Source organism: Ruegeria sp. CI8, from assembly GCF_056536865.1.
Genome location: NZ_JBQFQL010000001.1, coordinates 28,792 through 54,248 on the forward strand (window position 1 = coordinate 28,792; position 25,457 = coordinate 54,248).

At 61.0% G+C, this 25,457-nt stretch carries 20 protein-coding genes; 13 read left to right on the forward strand and 7 right to left on the reverse strand.

Going from position 1 to position 25,457, the window contains the following annotated elements:
* The first annotated feature begins 8 nt into the window (after positions 1-8).
* Entirely contained in the window at positions 9-3,677 is a 3,669-nt protein-coding gene (locus ACR0DA_RS00125; RefSeq protein WP_480752509.1) for a flavoprotein, read from the forward strand.
* Here the strand turns inward: ACR0DA_RS00125 and ACR0DA_RS00130 are convergent.
* Both ACR0DA_RS00130 and ACR0DA_RS00135 read right to left on the reverse strand, forming a co-directional pair.
* A complete protein-coding gene (locus ACR0DA_RS00130; protein ID WP_480752510.1) occupies positions 3,658-4,830 on the reverse strand; it encodes a hypothetical protein in 1,173 nt (390 codons plus the stop codon). The genes ACR0DA_RS00125 and ACR0DA_RS00130 overlap by 20 nt on opposite strands.
* Before the next feature lie 41 nt (positions 4,831-4,871).
* Positions 4,872-8,171 (reverse strand): adenylate/guanylate cyclase domain-containing protein, encoded by a 3,300-nt coding sequence (locus tag ACR0DA_RS00135; protein ID WP_480752512.1) that lies wholly within the window; start codon positions 8,169-8,171, stop codon positions 4,872-4,874.
* Between the two features lie 281 nt (positions 8,172-8,452).
* Here ACR0DA_RS00135 and napF point away from each other — a divergent pair, with 281 nt between their 5' ends.
* Genes napF through ACR0DA_RS00175 form a run of 8 tightly spaced genes read left to right on the forward strand, consistent with a single transcriptional unit; the run spans position 8,453 to position 14,950 of the window.
* Positions 8,453-8,965: a ferredoxin-type protein NapF gene (gene napF / locus ACR0DA_RS00140; RefSeq protein ID WP_480752514.1), complete on the forward strand. Its 513-nt coding sequence runs from the start codon at positions 8,453-8,455 to the stop codon at positions 8,963-8,965.
* Complete coding sequence (locus ACR0DA_RS00145; RefSeq protein WP_170365080.1) at positions 8,962-9,255, forward strand: chaperone NapD; 294 nt, start codon at positions 8,962-8,964, stop codon at positions 9,253-9,255. The genes napF and ACR0DA_RS00145 overlap by 4 nt, the downstream gene beginning before the upstream one ends.
* Positions 9,252-11,744: a nitrate reductase catalytic subunit NapA gene (gene napA, locus ACR0DA_RS00150; protein ID WP_170420114.1), complete on the forward strand. Its 2,493-nt coding sequence runs from the start codon at positions 9,252-9,254 to the stop codon at positions 11,742-11,744. The genes ACR0DA_RS00145 and napA overlap by 4 nt, the downstream gene beginning before the upstream one ends.
* 27 nt (positions 11,745-11,771) lie before the next feature.
* Positions 11,772-12,590 carry a ferredoxin-type protein NapG gene (napG, locus tag ACR0DA_RS00155; protein ID WP_480752515.1) on the forward strand — a complete coding sequence of 273 codons (819 nt, stop codon included), beginning with the start codon at positions 11,772-11,774 and terminating at the stop codon, positions 12,588-12,590.
* Positions 12,587-13,504, forward strand: a complete 918-nt coding sequence (napH, locus tag ACR0DA_RS00160; protein WP_170365084.1) for a quinol dehydrogenase ferredoxin subunit NapH — start codon at positions 12,587-12,589, stop codon at positions 13,502-13,504. Before napG ends, napH begins: the two co-directional genes overlap by 4 nt.
* Before the next feature lie 12 nt (positions 13,505-13,516).
* Positions 13,517-13,954: a nitrate reductase cytochrome c-type subunit gene (locus ACR0DA_RS00165; RefSeq protein WP_170339556.1), complete on the forward strand. Its 438-nt coding sequence runs from the start codon at positions 13,517-13,519 to the stop codon at positions 13,952-13,954.
* A gap of 30 nt (positions 13,955-13,984) precedes the next feature.
* Complete coding sequence (locus tag ACR0DA_RS00170) at positions 13,985-14,680, forward strand: NapC/NirT family cytochrome c (RefSeq protein WP_170356964.1); 696 nt, start codon at positions 13,985-13,987, stop codon at positions 14,678-14,680.
* A 12-nt stretch (positions 14,681-14,692) separates the two neighbouring features.
* Positions 14,693-14,950 carry a hypothetical protein gene (locus ACR0DA_RS00175; protein ID WP_093964456.1) on the forward strand — a complete coding sequence of 86 codons (258 nt, stop codon included), beginning with the start codon at positions 14,693-14,695 and terminating at the stop codon, positions 14,948-14,950.
* Between the two features lie 14 nt (positions 14,951-14,964).
* Here ACR0DA_RS00175 and ACR0DA_RS00180 read toward each other — a convergent pair whose 3' ends face one another.
* The 3 genes from ACR0DA_RS00180 to ACR0DA_RS00190 all read right to left on the reverse strand — a co-directional run bounded on the left by ACR0DA_RS00180 (position 14,965) and on the right by ACR0DA_RS00190 (position 16,877).
* The gene (locus ACR0DA_RS00180) at positions 14,965-15,435 is read right to left on the reverse strand and encodes a phage holin family protein (RefSeq protein ID WP_170599010.1); all 471 of its coding nucleotides are present in this window, start codon (positions 15,433-15,435) and stop codon (positions 14,965-14,967) included.
* An 11-nt stretch (positions 15,436-15,446) separates the two neighbouring features.
* Positions 15,447-15,722, reverse strand: coding sequence for a hypothetical protein (locus ACR0DA_RS00185; RefSeq protein WP_170339561.1), 276 nt, complete (start codon positions 15,720-15,722; stop codon positions 15,447-15,449).
* A 72-nt stretch (positions 15,723-15,794) separates the two neighbouring features.
* Positions 15,795-16,877 carry an AI-2E family transporter gene (locus ACR0DA_RS00190; protein WP_480752517.1) on the reverse strand — a complete coding sequence of 361 codons (1,083 nt, stop codon included), beginning with the start codon at positions 16,875-16,877 and terminating at the stop codon, positions 15,795-15,797.
* Between the two features lie 173 nt (positions 16,878-17,050).
* On the opposite strand from ACR0DA_RS00190, the gene ACR0DA_RS00195 reads away from it, so the two are divergent.
* The 4 genes from ACR0DA_RS00195 to ACR0DA_RS00210 all read left to right on the forward strand — a co-directional run bounded on the left by ACR0DA_RS00195 (position 17,051) and on the right by ACR0DA_RS00210 (position 22,723).
* Positions 17,051-18,544: a BCCT family transporter gene (locus tag ACR0DA_RS00195; RefSeq protein ID WP_170440402.1), complete on the forward strand. Its 1,494-nt coding sequence runs from the start codon at positions 17,051-17,053 to the stop codon at positions 18,542-18,544.
* A 473-nt stretch (positions 18,545-19,017) separates the two neighbouring features.
* Positions 19,018-20,472 carry a xylulokinase gene (gene xylB / locus ACR0DA_RS00200; protein WP_480752519.1) on the forward strand — a complete coding sequence of 485 codons (1,455 nt, stop codon included), beginning with the start codon at positions 19,018-19,020 and terminating at the stop codon, positions 20,470-20,472.
* Positions 20,472-21,425 (forward strand): aldose epimerase family protein, encoded by a 954-nt coding sequence (locus tag ACR0DA_RS00205; protein ID WP_480752521.1) that lies wholly within the window; start codon positions 20,472-20,474, stop codon positions 21,423-21,425. The genes xylB and ACR0DA_RS00205 overlap by 1 nt, the downstream gene beginning before the upstream one ends.
* Positions 21,422-22,723: a cytochrome-c peroxidase gene (locus ACR0DA_RS00210; RefSeq protein ID WP_480752523.1), complete on the forward strand. Its 1,302-nt coding sequence runs from the start codon at positions 21,422-21,424 to the stop codon at positions 22,721-22,723. Before ACR0DA_RS00205 ends, ACR0DA_RS00210 begins: the two co-directional genes overlap by 4 nt.
* On the opposite strand, the gene ACR0DA_RS00215 is transcribed toward ACR0DA_RS00210, so the two are convergent.
* On the reverse strand, positions 22,724-24,235 hold the full coding sequence (locus ACR0DA_RS00215; RefSeq protein WP_480752525.1) for a CRTAC1 family protein: 1,512 nt from the start codon (positions 24,233-24,235) through the stop codon (positions 22,724-22,726). It abuts the gene before it with no gap.
* Positions 24,225-25,442 carry an ROK family protein gene (locus tag ACR0DA_RS00220; protein WP_480752527.1) on the reverse strand — a complete coding sequence of 406 codons (1,218 nt, stop codon included), beginning with the start codon at positions 25,440-25,442 and terminating at the stop codon, positions 24,225-24,227. Before ACR0DA_RS00220 ends, ACR0DA_RS00215 begins: the two co-directional genes overlap by 11 nt.
* Positions 25,443-25,457 lie beyond the last annotated feature (15 nt).

A 25,457-nucleotide genomic window follows, 5' to 3' on the forward strand; every position in this document is an offset into this window, starting at 1 on the left:
AACTGGCCGTGACCACACAAACGATTTCCAATTCAAAACCGATTGAAGCCACATCTGCCGATTGGGAGAAGATATTCGCAGTCCTGCCCGGCGAAAAGGTGCGGCAGAGCGCCGAGCGGCTCAGGCAGCATTTCGATCTGTTCGAAGTTCTTGAGGACACGGTTCTGCCGCCGCGCGGGATGTATGTGGTTTTGGACGGCATCGTGAAGCTGCGCCAGAACGACGTTGATCTGGCGACCGCCGATACCGGGGACTATTTCTACGAGGAGCATCTGGAGATCCGCGACATACCGGTCAGCCTGCAGGCCGTGGCCTTGCCCGGCACTCGGCTGGCCTTTCTGGCCAGTAACGAGTGGCTGGATATCCCCGCGGAAATTCGACGCGAATGCTACGCCACGCTGTTCGGCGATTTGGTCAGTGTGCATCTTCAGAATTTCCAGCAACCCATCAACTGCTGCAGCGTGACCGCGGCCGCGCTGAGCATGTCGGCGCTGGGCTTCAGCTGCGAGGTGAACGACATCTTCCGCGTCTGCGAACTGCCCACCAGCTTTGTCGTCAATGACGGCATCTCGCTGGGTGAACTGTTCGACGTGGCGTGCACCTATATCCATTCGCAGGGTCTGCGCGACCTGGTGCAGGTCCAGGCCTATTTCATGGACGAGGCCACGACCTCGGTGCCGCTGCTGCTTGAGGCGATTGACGAATCCAATCGACTGGGCGGAGACAACGACATTCTGGTGGCGAATTTTCAGGTTGGGGTCGCGCATGGCAAGCCCACCATGCCCGGCGGCCATTTCGCGGTGATCGCCAAGTGCAACCCCAGCACCGGGTTGGTGCACATGATGGACGTGCATCCCGAAAAATACGGCAAGCTGTGGGTCACCACGATCGACCGCCTGTACGCTGCCATGTCCGACCGCGACGGCACTTCGATGCGGGCGCGCGGCCTGCTGCGGTTCTCTGCACGCGAAGCGGTACAGACCACGCTGCAGACCTTCCGGCAGGACTGCAACTATGTGGACAGCACCAGGTATCTGGCCCGCGATCCCAAGAAGCGCCGCAACCTGTTCCGGCGGGCCAGCCCGAACATGAACAGCCTGGGCGTTCTGGCCGAAAGCCTGCAGATCTTGGGCGATGTCCAGGTCACCGAAGACAAGCTGCTTATTGCGACCCAGACCTCGTACACCGAGGCGCTGAGCCGGGTATCGACCGCCAAGAAGATGAGCGAGATGGCCCAGCGGTATCTGGCTGGAACGTCCGAGGTGCATATCGGCAGCACGTTCCGCAGTTATGCCGAACGATCCGGGAAGGACAAAAGGTCGCCGCAAGACTGGTTCCGGGATCAGCTGCGCAGCCTGAACGAACATGAGGGGCGCCACCTGATGATCAACATCGACTTCAACCGCGTGTTGGGGTTCGAGGTGATCCGGCCGCCCGAAAACGTGTTCCGCGAGACGGCGCTGCTGGAAGAGTTCTGGTGCTTGTGCGTGGCCTATGATGAAAAGGCCGATCTTGTAACGGTCGTAGATATGAGCCCGGCGACTTCGCAGGTTTGGCAGGCGCCGCGCGGGCATATCTTTCGCGGGCTGCGCGACCTGAAAAGCCCGGCCATGCTGGTGATCGAGGAGACCCAGCCCCCGGAAGACCCCAGCGACGTGGCTCGGATCGTCCGGGAAAACCCGCTGGTTCTGTTCTACGAGGATGAGGACCCATGGTCGAACATGCTGAAGAACATTCTGGCCAATATCGGCGCGACCGGTCTGAAATTGGTCGATGTCGCCGGACACGGGGCCAACGCCATGAAAATGCGCAGGCAACTGGTGGCGGAAAGCGGCAAGGAAAAGGTGCCTTATCTCTTCTTCCATGGGAAATGCCTGGGCAAGCGCAGCGATATCGTTGACATGATCCTGGAAGGCGGCCTGCAGGAAGACATGAAGAAAGCCGGTCTGCCTGTCTTGCTGCGCCACGAGTCGCCGAGCCTCGACAAGAACATCTTCGGGTATCCCAAGGGCGGTTTGACAGCCCCGCCAAACGGGCGCCGGAACGTTCTGCTATGCGCCTGCGGCTCGTCGGCTGCGGACAAGGTGCCTCAGTTGGTCGCCCGGATCACCGAGGCAGGTCACAATGTGAAACTGATACCTTCGGTTTCGGCCGAAAAGTTCTTTCGCGATATCGGGACCGACAAGGCCAGCGAGGCCCGCAAGGCAAAAAAGACCGGGAAGAAAAGCAAGACAGTCGACGACTACATCACCCACAATGACTACTACCGCGACGATGACGAGTGGAACTTTCGCTATACCGAGTTCGGAATGCCCTTGCGCGCCTCGCATCTTGCGCTGTGCGACTGGGCCGATTGCGTCATTGTCGCGCCGGTCACCTGCAACACGATGGGCAAGATCGCCAACGGCATTGCCGACAACCTGCTGACCTCGGTTTTTGTGGCCTGGCAGTACCGCAATAAGCCGGCGATCCTTTGCCCGGCTTGCAACACCAACATGTGGAACAACGTCACCACCCAGAACAATGTCGAAAAGCTGCGCGATCTGGGGATTGATCTTGTGGGTCCCCGCAAGGGGCGCTTGTCGAACGGGATGATGGGCATCGGCATGATGGCCACGCCCGACCAGATCATGGAGGTGTTGGAAGAAGCCTTCGAAGAGCTGGAAAACCACGAACACAACATCTGCAAATGGGCGCAGGATGCTGCGGCCTCGGATGACTTCGCCCAATGGGAGCCGGTGTTTCAGGCCATAGATGATGGGGTCGCCGGTATCGACATTGTCGATGACCATAATGGCGACACGCTGCTGCACTATGCGGCAGGCGGCGAGGGGGAGTTGACCGAGAACGGGCAAGACCTGGGAAAACCGGACATCGAGGCTGCCAAAGCCCTCATCGCAAGAGGTATCAACGTGAACGCGGTCAATGATCACGGATTTACCAGCCTGCATGTCGCCGCGATGAACAACTCGGCCGAGATGGTCGAAACCCTGCTGGCGGCGGAGAGCATCGATGCAAGCCCTCTGATCCACTTTCTGCAGGATCCGGTGCGGTCCAGGGGCATCAGGGTGTCGGACGAGATCCGCGCGATGCTGGACGAATGGGCCAACACGCACGCCCTGTCAGAACCGGAAGAGGTGGAAGACGAAGACGACCTGATCGATGAACGCGAAAAGACCTATCTGTATTTTACCTACGGATCGCTCAAAAAAGGATTTCCCAACCACGACACTCATGCGGACGTCCTGGATGATTTCGTTGGACAGGCGGTCACTCGGCAGCCCATGCCCCTGATCGTTCCGAAAGAGCCGTTTTGCGACAACCCGAACTGTGCCTATCTGCACCGCATGGCCACACTGGTGGATCGCAAGGGCACTGGCCGTCCAATCAAGGGCGAGGTCTACCGGGTCACCTCGGGCGGGTTGAAGGAACTCGACAAGCTCGAGGGTTTTCACGGACCGGGCGCGGCTGACAATGTCTATGTCCGCAAGCGGATCAATGTCCTGATGGATGGCGTAAAAAAACCGGCCTATGTCTACGTCATCGCCAATCCGGAAAAATACCTTGCCGAACTGGAAAGCGGTGCGTCCGAGTTGGTCGACGAATACTCGATCGACATGGCCACAGGGACGCTCAAGCCCGGGTATGAGGCGGCCGCTAGCCGTCCTGATGCGTGATGGCCTCGGGAGCATCCGTTGGCGGAGGTGACTTGAGGCTGAGGTTGTAGGCGGTGATCGCGATCATGCAGCTCAGGACAAATGGCCAGAACGCGGCCTTTGGAATCAGGTTGTCACGATAGTGGATCAAGCGCAGCGACGGTGCGGACTCGGAGACGAACAGATAGGTGTTCACCGAGACAACAAGCAGCATGAAGTACATCAGGAAAAAGAAGGACTCCATGTAGATTACCGGTGACCCGGCAAAACCCTCGCGCAATTGCACATGGGCCAGCAGGATCACGAAGAACAGGACCGAGCAGGTTCCGATCACGCTTGAGGTGCTGAAATCGTGCCGTTCGACCAGGTTCGGCTTCCGCGTCACCGTCATTACGGCGCCGAACAGAAGCATCGTGACTACGATCAATGGGATCATATGCACCACGAAGGCGTTCGCAAAGTTGCGTTTGATGACAAAGTTGTAGTGCAGTTCGGGCAGTCTGGTCTGAAACTCGTTCTGGTTGATGCCCAGCGTCGTGTCCAAATCGGACAGCTTGTAGTCAAAATAGGTGTTTTCGCGTTCCCAGGTGCCCATGACGATGCGGTTGTCGATCCCGAAAATGTCCTTTGGCCCAGTCGCGGGATAAGCGTCGAAGTCGGGAACCAAGGCGACGTTCACGTCAAACCGGCCTGGCCAGAACCGCACCCAGACGGTTTTGTGGTCGAAAGGATAGCTGGTGTAGTCGAAGGACTGGCGCAGGGTCTGCTCAAAGTACCAGCCGATCACTTCGCCACCGGGTTCTGGCATCCGGTAGGCTTCTTCGATAAGGCCGCTCCCGACATCCACGGACTCGGGCAGAAGGAACCCGGCCTGACCGGGTTCGGGTTTTATCGCGTCATGGATGCCGGTTTGATAGTGCTGCCAGACATAGCCCGTGACGTGGACATCGCTCGCGTCGACGAAACTGAAGGATTTGAGGAATATTCCCGTCCTGACCCGATAATCCGGCGGGTTCTCCAGCGACTCCAGATAGGTATCGACCGAGGCCTGATCCGGCAATTGGGTCGGGTCCTGCTCGAAATGGTTCAGCGAGGCCCAAAGGTAGAACAATACGGCCGTCAGGATCAGCGACACGAGGCCTGACAGGCCCCAGACCTTTTTCTCGACCGTCATTCCGCGCTCTGTTTCTTTCTGTTGTTCCATCGTCGTGCGGTTCATGCCGTCGGTTGACCGGCCATCCCGGCCACCGGGAAATCCAGATGCCCCATCAGCGACCGCACCACGCCCAGATCGTCGAACTGTGATCGAAGTTCTGGAAACTCGGCGTGGTCAGACAGGGCGAGGCCCTGTTGCCCGGTCGCAGCAAGAAGACGGGTGTGACGGATGGACAGATCGGCCATCGGCAGTGGTTCTGAGGCGGTGAACTCGGACAAGGCGTCGGCAAAGCGGATCGCGCGGTCCCAATTCTGGCGGGCCAGCATCACGGCGCAGGCATCTGCGTAAAAATGCAGGTGGCTATGCCCAACGCAGCCTTCGCCCAGTATCCGGACGCCCTGATCCAACAGTTCATCCTGGGTATCCGGATCGTCCAGAGCTAAGGCCAATGCCGACAGCGCCTTGGGGCCGACAAAGTTGCGGCCATGTTCCAACGCGATTTCCACGGCGCGCCGCCCCACCTGTTCAGCCTCGTGCCTTTGCCCGGCATAAACCTGCGCCCGCGCTAAGTGTTCCAGAGCCTGAGCCTCGAGTCGCTTGGCACCGACGCGCTGGGCGATATCGGCGGATTGGATGAAGGCCTGCAGCGCACCGTCCATGTCATCCTGAAAGGTGCACGCGACGCCCAGGCAGGTCTGCGCGACACATTCCGGCACGAAGGCAAAGTATTTCTGCGAGATTTCGATGGCTTCCTGCGCGTCGGCCCGACCTTGCTCCACGTCACCTGAGTAACTGCGGGCGACACTGAGATTGTGAAGGTTGGCGGCCAGGTCCCGGACCAGTCCTTTGTCCCGCGCTCTTTCGACGGCCTGAGTGTAGAACCCTGCGGCGGTGCGCATGGCGGCATTCATGAAATTCGCATCGCCAAAGCCGCTGAGGGCGCCGACCTCCAGCCGGACGGATTCCAGTTTGCGCGCCAGCGTCAGTGCTTTTTCGTTGCTTTGCAGAGCATCCGCGACCCGTCCCAATGGGAAATAGATGTTTCCGCGAACATAGCTGATCTGGGCCAGATCCCGTTCCGATCCGATACGTTCAGCGGCGGCCTCGGCGATGTTGAGGCTGTGCAGCGCATCCTGGTACAGGCTGGCCTGGCGTGCGGCTTGTGCAAGACCGATATGAACGCGGCAAATCTGCGCGTCAGTCTCGGCCAAGGCAGCGGCTTCGTTGAACTCGCTCAGGGCCTCGTCCGACAGGCCCTGAAGTCGATGGGTTTCCGCGCGGGCACACATCAGGTCAAACCGGATACCCGGCGGCGCCGAAAGCTCGAGCGCGCGTTCGATCAGCGGGCTGGCCTCGTCAAACTGGAAGGCCTGGATCAGGTTTTCGGCGGCCTCCAGATAGGCTTCGGCTGCGTTTGAGGCGTCGGCACGGTCCAGGTGTTGGGCGCGCAAGGTGGCGTCCTTGCCCTCGTACCAGCTTGCTGCCTGCCGGTGCAGTCGGGCGCGCTCGGACTTGACCAGTGTCGCATAGGATCCGTCGCGGATCAGAGCATGCGCAAACATCAGATCTGCCCCGGCCTCGCGGATCAGGGCCGAGCGGATCAGGTCGGACGTGTCCAGATGGCCTTCACCCAGCAGATAGTTCAGAACTTCGGGCGAGAACCGCTGCCCCAGAACCGATGCTGCCTGAATCGCCGTTCTGCTTCGACGATCCAACCCGTCCAGACGGGATTGCACGATGCCTTGGATGCTGCCGGGGACGGTGTCGCGGGTCAGGCCGTCGATATTGCGCAGCAGTTGCTCGAGAAACAGCGGATTGCCTCCGGCGCGTTGCACGCAGGTTTCCAACAGCTCGGGGTCGATGGCGGTGAATTCTTCGACCAGTTTCCGCGCCTGTTCGTCGCCCATCGGCGAAAGCTCAAGCTTGGACACCAGCGCACCGTCCGTTCCCATCTGCCATTCCCGATCGATCGGGTCGCCTTCGACCCGGCTGGTCATCATCAGAACGCAAGGCAGGTCCCGCGTCGCGGCAGCCATGTAAGAACACATGGTCAGAATGTCCGGTGGCGCCCAATGTATGTCCTCGACCTGGAGCAGAAGGGGGGCCTCGCGGCTGCGGGCCTGCAGCAGTTCGTCGATGACCTGTCGCCGACCCCGCATGCGTGCGGCGTTGTCCATCGCGGCATAGACTTCGGCCAATCCGGGATCCTGTTCAAGTTCGAGCAAAGCGTTCAGATGGGCTGAACTGGCAGGGTTGATCCACCCCCGGTTGATCGCGTCATGAGCGGCCGCGGTGCTGGCATCGGAGTCGTCGATCGGGTCGAGCCCCAGAAGGCTGCGGGCGATGGACTGGATGGCCGAATGTCCCTCGCGTGTGCCGAAATCCATCACCACGCCCCCGTGGATCGAATAGGAGCGGTTTGCGGCCAGCTCGGCCACCTGTTCCGAAAAGTGGGTCTTGCCGATACCGGGTTCGCCAAGAATGATGTGAACCTCACCCTTTCCATGGCGCTGGCACCGGTCGAATGTCGCCGAGAACAACGACATCTCGCGTTCCCGCCCGATGAATTTGTGGCGCCGCGTGCGGATGTTCCGGGCCAGACGGTCCAGACGCCAGATTTCGACATCCTTGTTCAGGCCTTTGATTGCCTTGGTGCCGATCGCCTCGCCCACGAACAGAGGGCCAAGCGCGCGCTGGATGTCATCCGACACCAACGTTTGACCCGGCGCAGAAATGTCGGTCAGGCGGGACGCAAGATTCACGCCGTCCCCGGTTACGGTGTATTCGGTATGGGCTTCGCTTCCGGTGGTGCTGGCGATGACCTGCCCCGAGGCGATGCCGATATGGCAGGACAGGGGCGGGTCAAGTGTGGGCAGCGCGGCGTGAATCTCCAACGCAGCCCGGGCCGCCCGTTCGGTGTCGTTGGTGTGCGAGATCGGCGCCCCGAACACCGCCATGACAGCGTCTCCGATATGCTTGTCGATCCGGCCTCCAAATTTCTCGACGGCGCGGTCGACCTTGCCAAAGAACGCATTCAGCAGCGCGTGCATGTCTTCGGCGTCGTGTTCGCTGGACAATTTGGTAAAGCCGGTCAGGTCCGCGAACAGAACCGTGACCTGACGTTTTGCCGGCTCCAGTTCGACCTCGGGTTCAAACGCGCCGACGCTTTCGGGGACGTCCAGCTCGGATATCGCGCGCAGCAACCTGCGACGGTCGCCGACGGCGGTCACCCCGATCTCGCGCAAATCCTCGCCCGTAAGTTCAGGAAGAATTGCAAAGTCGATTTTGTTTTCCGCGAACGCTTGGGTGTAATCGGACAACCCAAGGGCGCTCAGCCATTCCCTTAGGTCGCCAGACATTGGTGCCCTCAGAAGTATCCACCCGCAGGCAGCCTAGTACAGACCACCGGGTCGAGTCTGCATTTTTTATAGTAATATTCGATTATGACTGCGCAATCCGCCGTTTCCGGAATTTCGGATCAGCTTTGTGCCGCGCCTTTCCAGGGTTGTGTTTAAGGAAGGATTCGTTTGCTTAATCCATGAGCAAATCTGATCAAGATCAAGTCAGAGTTGACTCGTATCCGCTATCCACGCAGCATGAACGGAGTACCACAAATGTTTCTAGAACAGGTGGGCGGCACATGTCTGCGGTAGCCAGCAGGCGCGCGTTCCTGACGGGACGCCTGCCTCGCGAAGACGACAGCGTGAAGCGGCCGCCAGGAGCGGCGCGCGAAAACTTCCACGATCTCTGCACTCGATGCGGCGACTGTGTCTCGGTTTGCCCCGAGGATGTTCTGGCTTTGGACGACGCGGGCTTGCCGGTGTTTCAGCCGCAGCAGGGTGGCTGCACCTTTTGCGGAGACTGCGCCGATGCGTGCAATACCGACGCATTGAGCCTGGACCGGTTCGCCGAGTGGCCGTGGCGCGCGAAAGTGTCCGACACCTGCCTTTCGGCAAATGGTGTCAGTTGCCGGGTGTGCCAGGACAGCTGCGATCAAGGGGCCATCCGATTCCGCCTGAAAACCGGAGGCCGTGCCGAAGTGAACCTGGACCTGGCATCATGTGTCGGTTGCGGAGCCTGTTCGGCCGCATGCCCGACCGGTGCCGTTTCCCTTGAGAGATACCAGCCCGCCACAGTGGAGGTGCGTGAATGAATATCTGTGGATGCCTCGTGCATGTCGCGCCGGACCAGACCTCGGCAGCACGGTCGGCGATGACTGCGTTTGACGGGGTCGAGGTCCATGCCGAATCCGACGACAGCCGGTTCGTTGTCGTTGTCGAGGACACGCCGACACGGTTGGCGTCCGAGATCATCATGGACCTGCACCAGATCCCCGGGGTCGTCTCGCTGACCCTGACCTATCACCATTTCGAAGATCTCGCGGAGACCCGTCCGCGTCCTGAAACTCCCAGCCAAGATTCCAGCCGGAGGCCCTTGTCATGACCATTTCCGAATCTCGCCGTACGTTTCTGAAAGCAACCGCCGCCGCCGCGACCGCGTCCGCGGCCGGTATCCCGCTGGCGACGGGCCAAGCTGCCGCCCAAGTCGCCAATGCCGACATCCGATGGGACAAGGCACCTTGCCGGTTCTGCGGCACGGGCTGCTCGGTTCTGGTGGGCACCAAGAACGACCGCGTGGTTGCCACGCAAGGCGACCCGGACGCTCCGGTGAACCGGGGGCTGAACTGCATCAAGGGCTACTTCTTGTCTAAGATCATGTACGGCAAGGACCGTCTGACCACCCCGCTGTTGCGCAAATCGAACGGCGTCTATGACAAAAACGGTGACTTCGAGCCCGTCAGCTGGGACGAAGCCTTCGACGTGATGGCCGAGAAGTGGAAAGAGGCGCTGGCCAAGAAAGGCCCGACCAGCGTGGGCATGTTCGGCTCGGGACAGTGGACCGTGTGGGAGGGCTATGCCGCGGCCAAGTTGATGAAGGCCGGGTTCCGCACGAACAACATCGACCCGAACGCGCGGCACTGCATGGCCTCGGCCGTGGTGGGCTTCATGCGGACCTTCGGCATTGATGAGCCGATGGGCTGCTATGACGACCTCGAGCATGCCGACACCTTCGTGCTGTGGGGCTCGAACATGGCCGAGATGCACCCGATCCTGTGGTCGCGCTTGACCGATACGCGCCTGACCAAACCGGGCGCGCAGGTGCATGTGCTGTCGACCTTCGAGCACCGCTCGTTCGAACTGGCCGACAACGGCATCATCTTCAAGCCGCAGACCGATCTGGCCATCCTGAACTACATCGCGAACCACATCATCCAGACCGGCGCGGTGAACGAGGAGTTCGTCAAGAACCACGTCAACATCACCAAGACCGCTACCGACATCGGTTACGGCCTGCGCGAGACCAACCCGCTGCAACAGGCCGCGGCGAACCCGGACTCGGGCAAGCTGGAGCCGATCTCGTTCGAGGAATACGCCGCCTCGGTCGCCGACTACACGCTGGAATACGTCTCTGAACTGTCGGGCGTACCGGCGAACCAGCTTGAGCAGCTGGCCAAGGAATATGCCGACCCGAACCGCAAGGTCATGAGCCTGTGGACCATGGGCTTCAACCAGCACACCCGCGGGTCCTGGGTGAACTCGTTGATGTACAACGTGCACTTGCTGGTGGGCAAAATCTCCGAGCCCGGCAACTCACCGTTCTCGCTGACCGGTCAGCCTTCGGCCTGTGGCACCGCGCGCGAGGTTGGCACTTTTGCCCACCGCCTGCCCGCCGACATGGTGGTGACCAATGATGAACACCGCAAGATCACCGAGACCAAGTGGAACATTCCCGAAGGCACCATTCCGCCCAAACCGGGCTTCCACGCGGTTCTGCAGAACCGCAAGCTGAAAGATGGTGATCTGAACGTCTATTGGGTGCAGTGCAACAACAACATGCAGGCCGCCCCCAATATCAACGAAGAAGGCTATCCCGGCTATCGCAACCCCGAAAACTTCATCGTCGTATCAGATCCGTACCCAACGGTGACTGCCGTTGCGGCCGACCTGATCCTGCCGACCGCCATGTGGGTCGAGAAAGAAGGGGCCTATGGAAACGCCGAACGCCGCACCCAGTTCTGGCGTCAGCAGGTCAAGGCCCCGGGCGAGGCCAAGTCGGACCTGTGGCAGCTGATGGAGTTCTCGAAACGCTTCACCGTCGAGGAAGTCTGGGACGAAGAGTTGCTGGCCAAGATGCCCGAGCATCGTGGCAAGACCCTGTTCGACGTACTGTATGCCAACGGCAAGATCGACCAGTATCCGCTGTCGGAAACCGCCGAAGGGTTCCACAACGACGAATCCGAGCATTTCGGTTTCTACGTTCAAAAGGGCCTGTTCGAGGAATATGCCAGCTTTGGCCGCGGCAAGGCGCATGACCTTGCACCCTTCGAAACCTACCATCAGGCGCGCGGGCTGCGCTGGCCTGTCGTAGACGGGAAAGAAACGCTCTATCGCTTCCGCGAAGGCTATGACCCGTATGTGCCCGAAGGCTCAGAGGTCAAATTCTATGGCCATAAGGACGGCAAGGCCAAGATCATCTTCGCGCCCTACGAACCGGCAGCAGAGGAGCCGGACGAAGAGTTCGATCTTTGGCTGTGCACCGGCCGGGTGCTGGAGCACTGGCATTCCGGGTCGATGACCCGCCGCGTGCCCGAGCTGCACCGCGCCTTCCCCGCCGCCGTGGTGTTCATGCACCCCGAGGACGCCAAGGAACGCGGCGTGCGCCGCGGGCAGGAGATCGTGCTGTCCACCCGCCGCGGCGAGGTGATCAGCCGTGTCGAGACCCGTGGTCGCAACAAGGTGCCGCGTGGCCTCGTGTTCATGCCGTGGTTCGACGAGGGCCAACTGACCAACAAGCTGACGCTGGATGCGACCTGTCCGCTGTCGAAAGAGACGGACTTCAAGAAATGCGCCTGCAAGGTCGAGCGGGCGTAAGGGCAGGGGTCGCAAAGGTCGCGTGTAATGTCTCTGGTCGGCAAACCTCTTTCGCCGCAACGGCGCCGGTTCCTGCAGGACTCGGCGCGCGCGGCGGGTGGCTGTCTGGTCGCCGGGTCGGTGCTGGCCTATCTGGCCCGCGACGCCCGCGCCCTGCCGGCCGAGGCCTTGCGCCCACCGGGGGCGTTGCCCGAAGATGGCTTTCTGGGGGCCTGCATCCGCTGCGGGCTTTGCGTCCGCGATTGCCCCTATGACACGCTGAAGCTGGCCGAGCTGGGGGTTGATGCGGTGGCGACCGGTACGCCGTATTTCATCGCCCGCGACGTGCCCTGCGAGATGTGCGAAGACATCCCCTGTGTTGCGGCCTGCCCGACCGGAGCGCTGGACAAGGGGTTGCAGGACATTGACGACGCCAAGATGGGTGTTGCGGTTCTGGTGGATCAGGAGAACTGCCTGAACTTCCTGGGGCTGCGCTGCGACGTTTGCTATCGCGTCTGCCCCGTCATCGACGAGGCGATCACGCTGGAGTTGTCGCACAACGACCGTTCCGGCCACCACGCGATCTTTGCGCCGACGGTTCATGCCGACCACTGCACTGGCTGCGGTGTCTGCGAGAAAAGCTGCGTTCTGCCCGAGGCGGCGATCAAGGTTTTGCCCGCACGGCTGGCGCGTGGCAGTTCGGCCGAGCACTATCGCAAGGGATGGGAAGAAAAGGCCGAAAAGGGCGGGCCGCTGGTCGAAGGCATCATCGACCTGCCCGATCGCCTGCCCGGACAGGGCGCGGACAACCTTGCCGCGCCGGGCGGGTACGAACCGGGCTACAACCTTCCGGGGGCAGGCCAATGACGGCGCGGACACATATGCCCGTCGGGCACGAGGCCCGCGAGGTCAAGGGATGGGTCGGCGCCCATCGGTTCCTGCTGCTGCGGCGGTTCAGTCAGGTGTTCTTTCTGGCGCTGTTCCTGTTGGGACCGTGGTTCGGCATCTGGATCGTCAAGGGCACGCTGGCCGGATCGTTGACGCTGGACGTGCTGCCGCTGACCGATCCGTTCATCCTGCTGCAGGGGCTGGTGGCCGGCCACTGGCCGGAAATGACCGCGCTGATCGGCGGGCTGATCGTTCTGGTGGCCTATGCGCTGATCGGAGGGCGGGTCTATTGCTCGTGGGTGTGCCCGATCAACCCGGTCACGGATGCCGCGCATTGGCTGCACCGTCGGCTGGACCTGTCCAAAGGCTGGCAGCCCAAACGCAGCACCCGATTGTGGATATTGGCGACCGTTCTGATCGTGTCCGCCCTGACCGGCGTGATTGCATGGGAACTGGTGAACCCCATCACCATGCTGCACCGCGGGCTGGTCTTTGGCATGGGTTTTGTCTGGGCGATGGTCGTGGCGATCTTTGTCTTTGACCTGTTCGTGGCCCGGCACGGATGGTGCGGCCATATCTGCCCGGTCGGTGCCTTCTACGGCCTGATCGGCGCCAAGAGCCTGCTGCGGGTCAGCGCGACCAATCGCGCCGCCTGTGACGACTGCATGGATTGCTATGCGGTCTGTCCGGAGAACCAGGTGATCTCGCCCGCACTGAAGGGCAAGCCGGGATCCAGCCCGCTGATCCTGTCGCCCGATTGCACCACATGCGGCCGCTGCATCGACGTGTGCTCGGTCGACGTATTCAAACTTACCCACCGGTTCGATGACGCCGTCGTCGCGCCACCCGATCCAGCCGCCGCGCCAGAACCGCGCGCCGCCAGACCTGCTTAAGGGAGTGCCAAGATGAAAAAATCAATAGCGACAGGCGCAATAGCCCTGATCCCTGTTCTTCTTGTGACCGGGCTTGCCTTTGCGCAATCCGCGTCCGTGACCACGTTGCGAGGCGTGGATATCGATGATCCGGCCATCCTAGATGATGTGCACCGCAACATCGAAGGGCGCATGCAGCGCAACTATCGCCAGCAGCCGCCGCTGATTCCGCACAAGATCGACCAGTACCAGATCGACATCCGCACCAATCAGTGCCTGTCCTGCCACGACTGGACCAAGGCCGGTGAGCGCAACGCGCCGACCCTGTCGATGACCCACTATCTGGATCGCGAAGGCAACGAGCTCGATCAGATCGCGGGCACCCGGTATTTCTGCAACCAGTGCCATGTGCCGCAGGCGGATGCGCCGGCCCTGGTCGACAACCTGTTCCAGCCCTCGGCCGGAAACTGATCCAGCTTTGGACTGAAAGGAGCACCAAATATGGCAGACTCTCCTGAAAAGCGCGGCTTGATCGGCCGCATCTGGGCGTGGATCTGGACTCCGGCCGCCGCGTTCAGCGCAGGCTTTCTGGTTCTGGCGGGCTTTCTGGCCGGCATCCTGTTCTGGGGTGGGTTCCACTGGACCCTTGAGATGACGAATACCGAAGAATTCTGCGTCTCGTGCCACACGATGGAAACCAACCTTGGCGAATACCGGGAAACGATCCACTACAACAACCATTCCGGCGTACGGGCCATCTGTTCCGATTGCCACGTGCCCAAGGAATGGAGCTTCAAGATCGAAGCCAAGATCATGGCGGTGAAAGACGTCTATCACGAGCTGGTCGGCACCATCAGCACGCCCGAGAAATACGAGGATCACCGCCTGAAGATGGCCTCGGCCGTGTGGAAAAAGATGAAGGCGTCGGACAGCCGCGAATGCCGCAACTGCCACAATTTCGAATACATGGACTTCACCATTCAGGAAACGCGCGCCGCCAACGAACATCAGCGTGCGATCGACGAGAACATGACCTGCATCGACTGCCACCAGGGCATCGCGCACAGCCTGCCGCCGGGCTATCTGGAGGAGTATCAGAAAGTGGTCGCCTCGCTGGATCCGGTGACCGGCACTGAAATTGCGCAGAGTACCGGCGCGGCCGAGATCCGATCATTCCTGAACAGCGCATCCGACTAGGAGTGGCACGACATGCTTGAGATTCTTGGAACAATCGGCGGCAACATCCTGAGCCTGCCCGGCATTCTGGGCCTTGCGGTGGGCATGATGACCCGCCAACTGTGGTTGGCCGCGACGATGGGCGCGGTGATCGGCATACTGGAAACCCTGGCTTTCGCGCATTGGACCTTTGCCAAGGTCGAGCCCATGGAGCTGATCATCGGCGTTCTGGTCGGTGTTTGCGCCAGCAGCATTGGTTGTCTGATCCGCCAGAAAGGGGCGACCGTCTAGGCGACAGTCGCCGCTTACTCTTTGCGGTTCTTCAGGTGTTTCAGAACGGCGCTTGCGATCATGGTCACCAACCCGGGGGCAAGCGTTCCCAGAGGGTCGCGTGAGACGGTTCTAAGGTCGCGGACCGTCTCGCGAGCCTCGGCCATCATGTCCTGAACCTCGGCCTCGATATCGCCGATCGCCATGTCGCGCAGTTCTGCTACTGGCGCAGTGTCGGCCTCGGCGCTGACCGAGTTGGCGATAGCCGCGAGTATCAGCGCCACGATCAGGTTGATCAGGGCGATGACCAGTGCAGCCAACGGCTTGGACATCACTGACGCCAGAGCAAGATAGCCCGCGACATTCAGCATGATGATGGCCAACCCGCCCGCCAATCCGGCTGCGGCGAAAAAGCCCGCGCGTTTGGCCAAGACGGTCATGTTCCGCTGAGCGATCAGCCGTTCGGTACGCAGGATGATGGAAATGTTTCGGGAAATGCGGCTCATCTGACTGTCTCCTACCTGGACCGACCGATCACGTAGCCCAGAGCGAAAACGCCCAGGGCGAACAGGATGGCTTTCTTGTGTGGCATGGCATCCAGCTCGGCCAGCGCGGTTTCGATCTCACCGGACCAGTCTTCGAACTCGGCCGACAACTTGTCGGGAATGTCCTGGACGGCCTCTTTCACCTTTTCGCCCGCCTTGCGCGCGCCCGACTTTTTGTCCTCGGCCTGCTCTTCAAGCTGTCGCTTCAACTCAGCAACCTGCTGTTCAAGTTCCGCTTTGGTAACCATTGGCGTTGTCCTTTCGTGAAGCGGCCAGTCGCGCGGGCGATGGGCCGATAATCCGGTTTGGCGGCATCGAGATCAGTCTTTGGGGCCCACACGGCCATCGCCCGACATCAGTATGGCGATGGGGCGCGTGGCCGGAATGTGGGTCAGAATGATCATGATGCAGACAGTGATCGGCACGCTCATCAGCGCACCGGGAATGCCCCAGATCGCGGTCCAGAATGTCAGGGCCAGTATGACCATGAGAGGGGACAAGTTCAGGCTTTTGCCCAGCAAGGTCGGCTCAAGAATGTTTCCGACCGAGAATTGCACGGCCCCGCACCCCAACAGCACCATCAGGAACGGGCTCAGTTCCTCGAACTGGACAAGAGCGACCAGAGAGGGCAGGGCGACACCGATGATCGAGCCGACCGTGGGGATGAAATTCAACAGAAAGGCCAGAACCGCCCAGGTCTCGGCGAAATCCAACCTGACCGCCCACATGACAAGAAAGCTGCCGAACCCGGTTAGCGCGCTGACGAAAGTCTTGATCCCGACATAGCGCTGGATGCTGGCGGACGTGCTGTGCAGCACGTTGCGAACTTTGTTGGCAAGCATTGGATCCGGGATCGCGAGGTCAATCTTGGTTTGCATCGGCACGCGTTCAACCAGCATGAACGGCACGTAGAGCAGCACCAGGAAAAAAGCGCTGAGAAAGGCGCCCGCGGATCCGATGATGCTGCCGGCAAAACCCGACAGATTGATCTGGCTCAGCGCCTTCTGGGCCGCGGCATAGTTCTCGTTGCCGACGAGGGCGACAAGTTTTGCCAGAATACCGGACAGGCGCTCTTCGTATTTAGGGAAAGCCTCGGACACCAGACCGGCCTGGCTGGACAGGATCGACAGGATGATCAGCAATCCAAACAGGATCAGGCACAATGCCCCAAGATGCGCCATCCATTTCGGTACGGAATGGCCCAGAATGACGATCCGGTGGATCCGGTCAGATGTTGCAGTAAGCAGCACAAACAACAGTATGGCGAAGGCAAGCGGTATCAGAACCGAGGACGCCAGCACCAATGACGCGATGGTCAGAAACAGCAGAACAACCAGCTGATACCAGAAGGTCAGCCCAGGCTTGCCCACGCGCTGGTTGTCGGCCTTGGGTTGAGTTGCCATGCACGTCTCCTGCGGGCTCAGCACCATTGCGGCCCGCCACCGTTGGTCGGTTCCGCCATTAGGCACAGATATTCGGCTGTTCTCAAACAAAATTCTCGAAAGAGTTGATTTCTGGACAGGTTGCAAACGGGTCTCTACGCTCGGCCTTGGATCAAATCCAAGGACCAAAGCCCATGCGCCGCACATCGACCAACACGCTGCTTGTTATCGCGCTTGCGATCAGCGCAGGCATCGCGATTTGGGGTCTTGTCGACCCGGCGGGGCTGGGCCGGTTGGCGTCTGCCGCGGTTGCGACGCAGTTCGAAAGCCGGGGCTGGTTCATCATGCTCGAGGCCAGCGGCCTGTTGTTCGTTGCGCTGTTTCTGGCCTTTTCGCGCTTTGGGCGCATTCGGTTGGGGCCGGATGGTGCCGAGCCCGAGTTTTCGACTCCCGCATGGATCGCCATGCTGTTTGCGGCCGGGATGGGGGTTGGGCTGCTGTTTTATGGTGCGGCCGAGCCGCTGACTCATTTCGAAGAGCTCAGAAAATACGAGCCAGATCCGAGGGCCGCCGGAAACGCTCTGTTCGTAACCTACCTGAACTGGGGCTTTCATGCCTGGGCAATCTACGGGGTGGTCGGTCTGATCATTGCCTATTTCGCCTTCCGCCGTGGGGGCACTCTGCTGCTGAGCGCGCCGTTGAACGACGCTCTTGGGTCGGCCCCGTGGGTTCGGGCGATGGGCTGGGGCTTTGACCTTCTGTCAATCGTTGCCATTGCCGTGGGGTTGGCTGGCTCGCTGGCCATGGGGGTGTTTCAGGTGCAAACCGGGCTGGCCGGATTGCTTGGCGTGGCGGATTCGGCGGCTCTGACGCTTCCGGTCTTTTTCGCCATGTGTGTGGCATTTGTCATCCCTCTGCGGCGGGATCTGGGGGACGGCATGGCCAAGCTGTCCAATGCTGCGATGCTGATCGCCGTGGCAATGATGATCTATCTGTTGGTCCTTGGCCCCACTTCATACCTGATGAATGGTATCGTGAGCGGCTTCGGGAGATACGTGTTCCACGTTCTGCCCGCAGGGTTTGCCACGGCCGAGTTCTTTGGTGACGACCTCGTCAACTGGTTCCAGGATTGGACTCTGAACTACATGATCTGGTGGCTGGCCTGGTCGCCGTTCGTCGGTATCTTCATCGCCCGGATTTCCCGGGGCCGAACGATCCGGGCTTTTCTTTTGGGTGTGATCGTCGCGCCAACCTTGTTCTCGATCCTTTGGTTTGGCGTGTTTGGCGGGCTTGGGTTTTTCGACGCGCTGCGGCAGCAAGGTTCCTTGTCCGTGGTCAATCAGCAGAATCTTGACGCGACCACATTCGCGTTGCTTCAGCGTTTTCCTCTGTCCGGTCTGACGCAGACAGCGACCATTGTCGCGGCGTTTCTATTTGTGGTCACCAGCGTCGTCAGCGCCGGATTTACCCTCGCGATGATCGGAACCGGTGGTGATGAAAACCCGTCTCCCCGGATCCGCACGGTGTGGGGGGCAATTCTGGGTGCGCTTGGGCTTGCCATGGTCTTTGTCGGGGATATCGGGCTGGTGCGATCTGTGATCGCAATTTCGGCGATCGCCTTTGTTTTCATAGTTCCGGTTCTGGTGGTCTGTCTGTTCCGGGTGCTGGCGCGGGAGGAAGGGCCATGACAGGCGAGTTTCTGGATACCGTTCTGAACGTCACCGTCTTTCTTTACCTGGGCTTTCTGATCTGGCTGTGCCTGCGCCCGGATCCCTGAGGCCCGTTCGCCGAGAAAGGGGATGTCGCCATCCGTCAAACCTGATGGGCGCAACCCAAAGAACGCGCGCGCTTTCCTTGCAGGTTGAATTTCAGCCATGCCCCATGTTGCGGTCGTCATGCAATGAGACTCCCGCCTTGATCTCGGAGATATAGGGCAGCATGCGCAAGAGTTGGCAAACTACAGCGAACTACGTCTTCAGCGCGCAAACAGCCTATTGGCAGAGTACTGGCTGATCCGCTGCCGATCAAAGAAGCCTGGTGGGGCCGAACGTTCCGCCCTATTTGTCTCGTATGAATTTGCGCGGCGGATTCCGGTGTTGACATTTTCTGATCTCGGTTAATAATTTTACCAACTAAAATAATATGGGTGAGGGCGCGTCTCGTGTATCTGGGTTTGGATCTGGGGACCTCGGGTCTCAGGGGAATTCTTGTGGACGAAGCCGGGCAGGTTCTGGCCGATGCTGAGGCTGAGATCGCCACGTCGAACCCGCAACCGGGCTGGTCCGAACAAGCCCCGCAGGATTGGATCGACGCCTGTGTAACCGTCATGGGCCGGCTGCGTGAGACGAACGGCGATGCACTGGCGCAACTGCGGGCGATCGGACTGAGCGGCCATATGCACGGCGCAACGCTGATGGATCAGGACGGCACCGTCCTGCGGCCATGCATTCTGTGGAATGACACCAGATCGGCGAAAGAGGCCAAAGAATTGGACCGGACCCCCGGGATGCGCGAGATCACGGGCAATATCGTGTTCCCCGGGTTCACCGCGCCCAAGCTGGAATGGGTCCGTGCCCATGAACCCGACCTGTTCGCCTGTACGGCCATGGTGTTGTTGCCGAAGGATTATCTGCGGTTCTGGCTGACCGGGGAATATGTCAGTGACATGTCCGACAGCGCGGGAACGTCCTGGCTGGATGTCGGCGCGCGAGACTGGTCGGACAGGGCGCTGGAGTTGGGTCACATGAGGCCCGATCAGATGCCGCGACTGGTCGAGGGCACTGACCATGGTGGCGAACTGCGGGATGAACTGCTTCGGGAATGGGGGCTGTCCGGCCCGGTTGTGGTCGCTGGCAGTGCTGGCGACAACGCCGCTGCCGCTTGCGGTATCGGCAGCATCGACGAGGGGTCCGGGTTTCTGTCTCTTGGCACCTCGGGTGTGCTGCTGATGGCCCGGAACAGCTATGCACCGGCGCCCGAGACGGCGGTTCATTGCTTTTGCCATTCGGTGCCTCGGCGATGGATACAGATGGGCGTCATCCTGTCGGCGACCAACAGCTTGAACTGGCTGTCACGCAATCTGGGCCAACCGGTCGAGGCGCTGGCAGGGGCGCTGCCCGCCCAGCCAAGCGGTCCGTCGTCGCTGACCTTTCTGCCCTACCTGTCCGGCGAGCGGACGCCGCACAATGACAGCGCCATCCGAGGGGCTTTTCTGGGCCTCGACATCGCCTCGGGGTCGGCGGATTTGGTGCAGGCAGTGATGGAGGGTGTCGGTTTCGCAATGCGCGATTGCCTTGAGGCCCTGAGGAGCACAGGCACCGAACCGGCGCAGTTGATTGCCGTAGGTGGCGGTGCGCGGTCCCGCTATTGGCTTCAGACCCTCGCGACCACGCTGAATGTGCCGCTGGCCCTGCCCAAGGGAAGCGCGTTCGGGGCTGCGACTGGTGCCGCGCGGCTGGCCATGTGCGCAGCCGGAGACGCAACACCCGAACAGATCATGACCCCGCCAGAGATCGACGCCATCATCGAACCGCAGAGTGATTTGACCGAAGCCTATGACAGCGCCTACAGACGATACAGAGCGTATTACAAGGCGCTGGCGCCATTGGCTGGATGATGAACAAAAGTCGCACTGATTGCACTGATATCCCGGTTATCGTCCTGCAAGACGGGGACATGCGGGTGTCATTGCTGGGCTATGGAGCGATCACGCAAGGGTGGTGGTACAAGGGCCAACCGCTGATCCTTGGCTATGACGACCCGACCGAATACCTGAACGATCCGTTCTATCTGGGCGCGATCGTCGGGCGGGTCGCCAACCGGATCGGCGGCGCAGGGTTCGATCTGGACGGCACCCATCATGCGCTGATTGCGAACGAAGGCGCGAACACGCTGCATGGGGGGCCAGAAGGGCTCTCGCGCCAGTTCTGGCAGGTCGAGCAGCTTTCGCCGCGCGAGGCGGTGCTGGTCCATGTCTCGCCCCACGGCGCGGGCGGATTTCCGGGGGCTGTGCGCTTCGAGGTCAGGGTCCGGTTGGATTTCCCTCGCCTGACATATTCGATCTCTGCCTGGCCGGACAGGCCGACCCCGATCAGCATCGCGCAACACAACTACTACACGTTGGGGTCCGCTCGAGGCATCTCCGAGCACCGATTGCAGTTGGCGTCAGATCGTCACTTGGAACTGGACGATCAGGGGATACCGTCTGGCGGGATCGTCGACTCTGCATCGGTCGGGCTGGATTTCGCGGCCCCCGAACCGATCGGACAGGCCGCCACGGACCTCGATCACTTCTTCCTGTTCGGCACCGGCGGCAAGGTGGCCCAACCGGTTGCCACCCTTGCGGCGCCGTCGGGATTGACGATGACGGTCCATTCCGATCAGCCCGGGGCGCAGGTCTACTCTGCCGCCCATTTGTCCGCGCCATTTGCGCCGCATGCCGGGCTCTGTATCGAGCCATCGGGCTATCCGAATGCGCCGAACGTCCCCGCGTTCCCCTCGATCATATGTACGTCCGAGAAACCGTATCACCAGACGCTGATGCTTGAGATATCCGAGGCAGGGGCATGAGCGTGATCCGTTCCTTATCGGCCTTGGCTGTTCTTGCCAGCTTTGCCACCGGGACAGCGGCCCAGAACCTGGGCCCGACTCCCGAGTTCATTGAGCCCGACCTTGCCATCGTGGAACTCGGCCAAATGCTGTTCTACGACCCGATCCTGTCGGGAAACGAAAACATCAGTTGCGCCACATGCCACCACCCAAGGTTCGGGACCTCGGACGGGATGTCGCTGGGTATCGGAGAAGGCGGGGTGGGGCTGGGCAGCGCCCGCAGACTTGGGTCCGACAACCTGCCCGAACAGCGCATCCCGCGCAACTCTCCAGCTCTCTGGAACCTTGGCGCGACCGAGTTCACGACGTTTTTTCACGACGGCAGGCTCGAGGATGATCCAGAGCAACCTTTCGGCATAAGAACACCGTTGGGGCAGCATATGCGGCCGGGGTTCCGCTCGGCATTGGCGGCTCAGGCCATGTTCCCGGTTCTGTCGCCCGATGAGATGGCCGGACATTATTCGGAAAACCCGATCAGCAAGGCGGTGCGGCTGGGCCTTCTGACGCAACAGGGTGGTGCATGGGACCTGATCGCCGGGCGGGTGGCTTCGGTTCCGGAATATCAAAGGATGTTCCGAGACGTGACCCCCGAAAAGGAGGTCTCGTTCGTTGCCATCGCCAATGTGATTGCCGATTTCATCGCTTTTGAATGGCGTGCCGACAACAGCCCCTTTGATCGCGCGATGCGCGGAGAAGAACCACTACCGCCCGACGCGGCGCGCGGCATGCAGCTGTTTTACGGCAAGGCCGGTTGCGGATCGTGCCATTCGGGGTGGTTTCAGACTGACCACGGGTTTCATGCGATCGCGATGCCGCAGATTGGTCCGGGAAAGGCCGCTCGGTTTGAAAACCATGTCCGGGATGATGGCCGACTGCGCGTAACCGGTGCAGCCGAAGATGCGTTTGCGTTCCGGACGCCGTCGCTGCGCAATGTCACGCTGACTGCGCCCTATGGCCACGATGGGGCCTATGCTCGGCTCGAGGACGTGGTGCGGCACCACCTTGACCCCGAAGGCGCGTTGCGGCGCTACTCGATCGAAATGGCAGAGCTGCCCGCCTTTCCCGGGGTCGATGATCAACGGCCGCTACAGGATCCGGCCGTGGCTGATGCCATCGCCGCGGCCAACGAACTGCAACCGATTGCCCTGTCAGACGCAGAGATTGACGACATCCTGAGTTTTCTAGCCGCACTGGAGGATCCTGCCGAACGGCTGGGTGTACCAGAGCGAGTGCCCAGTGGGCTGCCAGTCGACAAGTGATCAGCGCTGCAGTCGGATGATCCGGTTGGTGTCGTATGTCTCCCAGTCCGAAGGGGCTCCGCCGGGCCAGACGACACGAATGTCCACGGTCTCGGCGTCTCCCAGACCGAAATGATGCGGCCCTGCCATCCCGCTGGCATGGCCGCCGCCGATCGTGATCTCGCGGGTCTGAATTCCGGCAGCGGTCCGGACTTCGACGAAGGCGCCGATGGCCTGCGAATTGACGTCGTGCTGGCCCAGATCCACCATGACCCAATTCCCTGTTGCGGGCTGGTTCTGATAGATTTCGGCGGGTGATCCGCGATTGACCACAACCAGGTCCAACCAGCCGTCATTGTTCAGATCAAGCAGCGCGGCGCCGCGAGATTTGGCCATCGATGCTACACCGGCCCCAGCCGCAGATTCGAAAAACTGACCGGATTCCAGCTGCAGCAACAGGCTGTTTGGGTCGTCTTGAGCCGCATCCGGCATCTGTTCGACATTGCCCTTCGCGACGAAAATGTCGTCACGCCCATCGTTGTTCACATCCGCGAATTGCGCGTGCCATCCGGTCGATGGTCGCCCGTCCGCGCCGATGTGCGGCCGATGTGCGGTCGTGCCCTTGTCATAGGTCGCATCACGCCATGTGGGACCGCCGGCTTCGGGGTCGAAAATCTGGAATTTCTGATCTCCCATCGAGGTCAGGTAGACATCGGGATAGCCATCCCCCGTCAGATCGCGCGACGCGATGCCCATGCCCCAGATCGAGTAGGGCAACCAACCTTCTGCCTGATCATACAGGCGCGGAGTTTCTTCCATCGCCCACATCTGTTCCTGTCCGCCACGGACATAGTAGTGCCGATCGTTGCTGATCCGCAGATCCGCGCGCCCGGTCCGGCCCCAATCCGAGAACAAAGCCGACAGCGCACAGTACCCAGGTTCCAGCCGAACGGGCGGGCCATAGGTTTCACCAAGGGGGCGGTACAGCAGAGTGGGGCCGCAGGCCTCGAATGGGCCATTCGGATTGTCGCGGTCCACATAGGTTCCGAAGGCGAGAGTGGGCAGTGTCTGTCCGGGTTCCCACGTGGCCGTGAAGGCCGTGGTCCAGTGGTCATCGGGCTCAAACCCCGGCCCCGCGAATGGGCTGAACTGGCAATCGGGCCCACCTTTGAGCAACAGGTCCGGCCCAACGCGCAGAACCACAAGGTCCAGGATGGCGTCGCCGTCGATGTCCATCGGGTAGGCGCCGGTCACACCTGTCAGGGACAGCGGCTCTGGCGTGCTTGCCTGAAAGGAGATTTGCGCTCGAGAGGTGTTTCGGAACAGCTGCGATGGGTTCGCCCCACCAGCAAGGAAGAGTTCCGGCAAGCCGTCCCCGCTGCAGTCGAAAACCGCGACGCCGCCACCCACGAAATGCTCCCAACCGCCGTCGTAGACATGAGAGGGAATGTCGATCGGTTGATACCGGGGAATGGCAGGATCGGCACTGGCGGTCGTGGCGAGGGCCGCCACCAGGGCGAATTCAGCTCGCATGGGCTGCGATCTCCTGCACCTTCAGGATGGACACTTGCTCGATCCCGTAGGCCGCCGCGCCCTTGGCCCACATGAGGTCGCCCCAATGATGCACCTTGATCTCGGGCAGGGCGGTGTCGACATTCACCACTCCGTTTCGAATGCGCGCCATCACGTCGTCCGAACACAGGTGCTCAAAGCTGACCTGGGCTCCGGACAGAATGATGCAATCTGGGGCAAACAGATTGATGAGGTTGGACAGGCCCAAGCCGAACATCTGGCCCGCGCGAGCCAGAACGGAAATCGCCCGTTGGTCTCCGGCGTGCGCGCGGTCGTGAATGTCGGATACGGTTTCCAACGCGCTGCTTTGCCCGGCGACCGTCATTTCTCGGATCAATGCATAGTCGCCGACATAGGCCTCGAGGCATCCCCGTTGCCCGCATTGGCACAGCGCCCCGTCCAACTGGACCTTGGCATGCCCGAATTCGGCCCCGCAGCCATGGTTGCCCCGGAACAGCTTGCCGTCCAGAACGATGCCCAGTCCGACACCGTGTTCGATCGTGACGACAAGAAAGTTCGACAGGCCCTTGCCCAAGCCGAAGAGCTGTTCGGCCTTGGCCACCAGGTTTGCATCGTTTTCAATGAAGGCCGGGCAGGGCAGGCCTTCGTCCAGAAACGCGGCGAAGTTCACATTGCGCTCGGTGATCGAAGATGACCAGTGCACGAAATTCCTTTCGGCATCGACCAATCCGGCGATGCCTATGGAAACACCTGAAAGCCCGTCGATCGTACGGTCGATCTTTGCGCAGGTCTCCTCAAGCGCAAGGCGCACGGTGCGGACGAAATCGCGCGGGGACATCCTGGCATCTTGCAGGGCGTACATGTGCGAGGTGACTTCGTTGCCTTCGAAATCGACCAGAATGACCGAGATGACCTGACGCGCGACCTTGAGGCCCGCCACAAGATAGGAGGGCCCGTCCAGTTGCAGAAGAACCCGCGGCCGCCCGCGTTTGGCCGATCTGGAATGCGCCTCGCCTTCGGTCTCTCGGACCAGGCCGGCGGAAATCAGGTCAGCGGTTGCGGCGGTGACGGTGGCCGGGCTGGTCTGCAGGGCCGATGCGATATCGATCCGCGAAATCGACCCCTTGGTTCGGATATGCTCCAACACCCGAAGGCGCGTGGCATTCCGTTGGTCCAGCGAGTTTTGAGAAGCCTTGCTTTTCAGCATCTTGTCTCCGCGAAT